General features: G+C 72.0%; 4 protein-coding genes. 1 reads left to right on the top strand and 3 read right to left on the bottom strand.

All coding sequences use genetic code 11. The features are described from left to right. Nucleotides 1–993, bottom strand: a 993-nt coding sequence (locus tag WML84_RS13130) for a Gfo/Idh/MocA family oxidoreductase (protein ID WP_347346588.1), incomplete at its 3' end; no start/stop codon positions are given. After that, nucleotides 990–2,153 carry a Gfo/Idh/MocA family oxidoreductase gene (locus WML84_RS13135; protein WP_347346589.1) on the bottom strand — a complete coding sequence of 388 codons (1,164 nt, stop codon included), beginning with the start codon at nt 2,151–2,153 and terminating at the stop codon, nt 990–992. The genes WML84_RS13135 and WML84_RS13130, both read right to left, overlap by 4 nt. Nucleotides 2,154–2,324: 171 nt before the next feature. On the opposite strand from WML84_RS13135, the gene WML84_RS13140 reads away from it, so the two are divergent. Continuing rightward, a complete protein-coding gene (locus WML84_RS13140) occupies nt 2,325–3,269 on the top strand; it encodes a sugar phosphate isomerase/epimerase (protein WP_347346590.1) in 945 nt (314 codons plus the stop codon). A gap of 34 nt (nt 3,270–3,303) precedes the next feature. Here the strand turns inward: WML84_RS13140 and WML84_RS13145 are convergent, their stop codons facing one another. Further along, complete coding sequence (locus WML84_RS13145) at nt 3,304–4,317, bottom strand: LacI family DNA-binding transcriptional regulator (protein WP_347346591.1); 1,014 nt, start codon at nt 4,315–4,317, stop codon at nt 3,304–3,306. Between the last annotated feature and the right edge of the window lie 157 nt (nt 4,318–4,474).

Consider the following 4,474-nt stretch of genomic DNA (forward strand, 5'->3'; position numbering starts at 1 on the left):
CGTGCGGGCGATCGCGACCGTCTCGCCGACAGGCATGAGCGGTGACCCGGTGAGCCCGGCGTCGATGCACCGCGCGACCTCGGCGGCCTCGAAGCACAGGCCGTCCTCGGGCACGTGCTGCGAGAACTCCGCGCGCGCCGTCGGCTCCTCGCCGTGCCGGCGCACGGTCAGTCGTGGGGGCAGGTAGAACGGCGAGCCGACCTCGACGGTTCCCCGACTCCCGACGACGACCGCGCCGGTGGGAGTGCGCGCCTCGAGCGTCGTGTACAGATGCGCCTGACGTCCGTCCCGCCCGCGCAGGACGATCGTGGCCTGCGCGTCGACGCCCGTGTCGGTGAACGATCCGATGGCGACGACGGCATCCGGGCGTCCCAGCACGAGCGAGGAGAACGACACGAGATAGACGCCGAGGTCGAGCACCGCTCCCCCGCCCAGAGCCGGGTCGAAGAGCCGGTGTGCGGGATCGTACGGGAAGTGCTCCCCGAGGTCGGCCAGCAGCGCGCGCGGCTCGCCGATCAGCCCGTCGTCGAGCACCTGGCGAAGGACGTCGGCGGCAGGCAGGAAGCGCGGCCACATCGCCTCCATCGCGAACACGCCGCGCCGCGCCGCCGCCTCGGCGACGCGCTCGGCCTCGTCGGCGTCCATGGCGAACGGCTTCTCGACGACCACGTGCTTGCCGTGGGCGATCGCGACCAGAGCGCACTCCGCGTGGAACGGATGCGGGGTGGCGACGTAGACGACGTCCACGCGCGAATCCGCGGCGAGCTCCTCGTACGACGCGTGCACCGCCGCGATGCCGTGGCGACGCGCGAACTCAGCGCCGCGCGCCGCGGAGCGCGACCCGACCGCGACGAGACGCTGCGCGGTATGGGCCCGGAGCGAGGTCGCGAAGGCATCCGCGATGCGGCCGGGACCCATGACCCCCCAGCCGAGGGAGGGCGCGGTCCGCGGCGCGGGGACGCGCGAGACGGGGAGCACGAGCGGCTCGCTCATGCGCCGGCGCCCTCCAGCACGACCGGCCGCCCCTGCGCAGCCGCCCGCTCCGCCGCGTCGAGGATGCGCATGGTCGTCGCGGCGGCCGCGAAGTCGGAGTCCATCCGAGTTCCGTCGAGGATGCAGCGGAGGAACGCCTGGACCTGTGCGATGAAGGCCTCGCCATATCCGGTGCCGACTCCCCGGGACCGGAAGGACGAGACGTCCGGGTAGGCGCCGTGGAGCGGTCCGGTGATGACGCGCCGCGGGCCGTCGAAGCGCGCGTCGCCACCGGCGAGATGGATCGTGAACTGATTGAGGTCCTCGGTGCTGAACGACGCCGAGCCGTTCGCGCCGAACACGGCGATCTGCAGCGAGTTGGGCTTGCCGTGCGCGATGCGGCTGGTCTGCAGCGTGCCGGTGGCCCCGTCGCCGGCGACCATCAGGAGCGCCGCGGCGTCGTCGTTGGTCACAACGTGCCGGATGCCGCCTCGATCGGACCGCTCGGAGATCGCGGTCTGGAAGCGCGCCCCGACGATCTCGGTGATCGGACCCACGACGAACTCGACCGCGTCGATGGCGTGCAGGCCGAGGTCGATCAGCGCGCCGCCGCCGGAGGTCGCACGGTCGAAGCGCCACGTGAACGGGTCGTCGGGGTCGGCCGCGTGCGCGCAGTAGTAGGTCGTCTCGAAGTGGCGGATCGGACCGAGGATGCCGTCGGCGACGGCATCCCGCAACGCCGCGAGGCCCGGCAGCCGCCGGTACGAGAAGCCGACCGCGTCCACCGCTCCCTCGCGGCCGGGCGCGAGCGCGAGCTCGACGAGCTGCGCTGCCTGAGCGCCGTCCATGCCGAGGGGCTTCTCGGTCAGCACGTGCTTGCCCGAGGCGAGCACGCGGCCGAGCACGTCGAGGTGCTGGCTGTTGGGCAGAGCGACGCTGACGGCGTCGATGGTCGGGTCAGCCAGCAGCTCGTCGACGGAGGTGCCCCAGCGCTCGAACCCGTAGCGCTCGGCGACGTCCTGCGCGAGCGGGGCGAAGACGTCGACCACGTGCGCCAGCTCGACCCGCACACCGCGCAGGCCGTCGGCCATCGATGCGTTCCGGTAGCCGAACGCGTGGGCCTGACCGGCCATGCCTGCGCCGATGAGCCCGATGCGGATGCGGCGGCGAGCCTGCGTCATGACACTCCTTCGTGATCCCGGTCGATACGCCGGCGGTCGTGCGAGAACACCGCGGCGCAGCGGCATCCGCGGTTGCCGGCAACTTTAGAGCGCTCTAAAATTCTTGTCAAGACATCAGTTCAACACACTCGGCGAGCGCACTCCCGCCCGGCGATCCTCGAAGGAGAACCCATGCACATCGGCCTTCTCACCGACAGCGTCGCGAGCCTCAGCCTCGACGACACCCTCGATCTCGCTCGGGACATCGGCGCGCGGTCGGTCGAGTTCGCCGCCGGCGACTGGTCCACCTCGCCGCATATCGACGTGCCCGGCCTGCTGCGGAGCGAGAGCGACCGCGCCGAGCTGCTGCGCCGAATCGCCGGCCGCGGCCTCGACCTCGCGGCGTTGAACGCGAGCGGCAACCAGCTGCATCCCGTCCACCACATCGAGTACGACGGCAAGGTGCGCGACGTGATCCGGCTCGCCGGCGCGCTCGGCGTCACGACGGTCGTGCTGATGTCGGGACTGCCGGCGGGGGCTCCGGGCGACACCGTGCCGAACTGGATCACGACGTCGTGGCCGCCGGAGACCACCCGCGTCCACGACTATCAGTGGAACGACGTGGTGCTCCCCTACTGGGCTGACCTCGCGGCGTTCGCCACCGCCGAGGGGATCGAGCGCCTCGCGGTCGAGATGCACGCCAACCAGGTCGTGTTCAGCGTGCCCGGCGTGCTCCGCCTGCGCGAGGCGATCGGACCGATCGTCGCGGCGAACCTCGACCCCAGTCATCTGCTCTGGATGGGCGCCGACCCGCTCGCGGCGGCGGATGCGCTCGCCGGCGTCGTCGCCCACGTGCACGCCAAGGACACCCGTATCGAGGAGCGCGCCGCCGTCCGGTCGCTGCTCGATCCGCTGACGGTGCCGCACGTCGACGAGCGCTCGTGGAACTTCGTGACCGTCGGGCGGGGCCACGACGTCCGCTGGTGGGCCGCGTTCGTGGATCGCCTGCGGGCCGGCGGCTATGACGGCGTGCTGAGCATCGAGCACGAGGACGCTCGCGTCGACGGCGTCGACGGCGTCCGCGAGGCCGCCGGCGTGCTGCGCGACGCGCTCGACCTGAGCGACGCAGACCGCTGAGACCTGCTCCGGCTTCGGCGGATCGCCGATCGCCTCAGCGACCGAGAGCGACCGTCGATCCGCGGACGATCAGCTCGGGCACGAGCGACTCGTGCCGCTCTTCTCCGCCGGCGCTCGCGATGCGCGACAGCAGCAGCCGCGCGCCCCGCTCGCCGATCGCACGCGCGTGCTGATCGACCGACGTGAGGCCGATGCGCGGCATGGCCGCGACGCTGCTGTCGTCGTAGCCGACCACCGCGACGTCCTCGGGCACGCGGACGCCGCGATGGTCGAGCTCGTCCAGCACGCCCAGCGCCGACAGGTCGTTGTAACAGAACACCGCGGTCGGCACGTCTCCGTCGTCGTCGAGGAACGCGTGCATCGCGGCCCGTCCGCCCGTCTCGGTGAGGTCGCCCTCGAACAGCCGTGGGGTCAGCCCATGTCGCGCCATCGCCGCGAGATAGCCCTCGCGGCGGGCTGGATACGGGATGCCCGCCGGGCCGGACACGTGCGCGATGCGTCGATGCCCGAGCGCGACCAGATGGTCGACCGCGAGCTCGGCGCCCTGCTCGTCGCCGCCGACGACCGAGTCCACGCCCGGCACGTCGAGTCGCCGCGTGAGGACGACCGCGGGGGTGCCTGCCAGCTGGCCGCGCAGGACGCTCGCGCGGCCCATGTAGCCGGCGAGCACGACGCCGTCGACCTGCATCTCCAGCAGCGAGGCGAGGGCCTCGCGTTCCCGCGCCTCGTCGAAGCCGCCGACGGCGATGAGCACGTGGTTGCCCGACGACTCGGCGACCTCGGTGACACCCTCGGTCACGTCGGCCCACACAGGGTTGCGCAGGTCGAGGACGAGGAGGCCCAGCGTCGCGGTGCGCCTGCTCGCGAGCCGGCTCGCGAGGCTGTTGCGGCGATAGCCGAGCCGGTCGATCGCCGCGAGCACCGCCGCCCGCTTGTCCTCCTTGACGTGCGGCGCGTCACGGATCACGAGCGAGACCAGCGCCCGGGAGACTCCGGCCTCCGCGGCGACGTCCTCCATCGTCACCCGTCGCCCGCCGCGCTCGCCCACGGCATCCCATTCTGCCCCAGCCCGTTTCTCAGGCTGCCAGATCCCGGAAAGCGGCCTGCCCGTCCGTCGGCGGGAGACCGGAATGACCATCCCGAAGAATGTCTTGACAAATACGTCGACGCGCCTCACGATGATTGGTATCTATTTAGGTATCTAA

This window comes from Microbacterium sp., from assembly GCF_039812165.1.
Classification (GTDB): domain Bacteria; phylum Actinomycetota; class Actinomycetes; order Actinomycetales; family Microbacteriaceae; genus Microbacterium.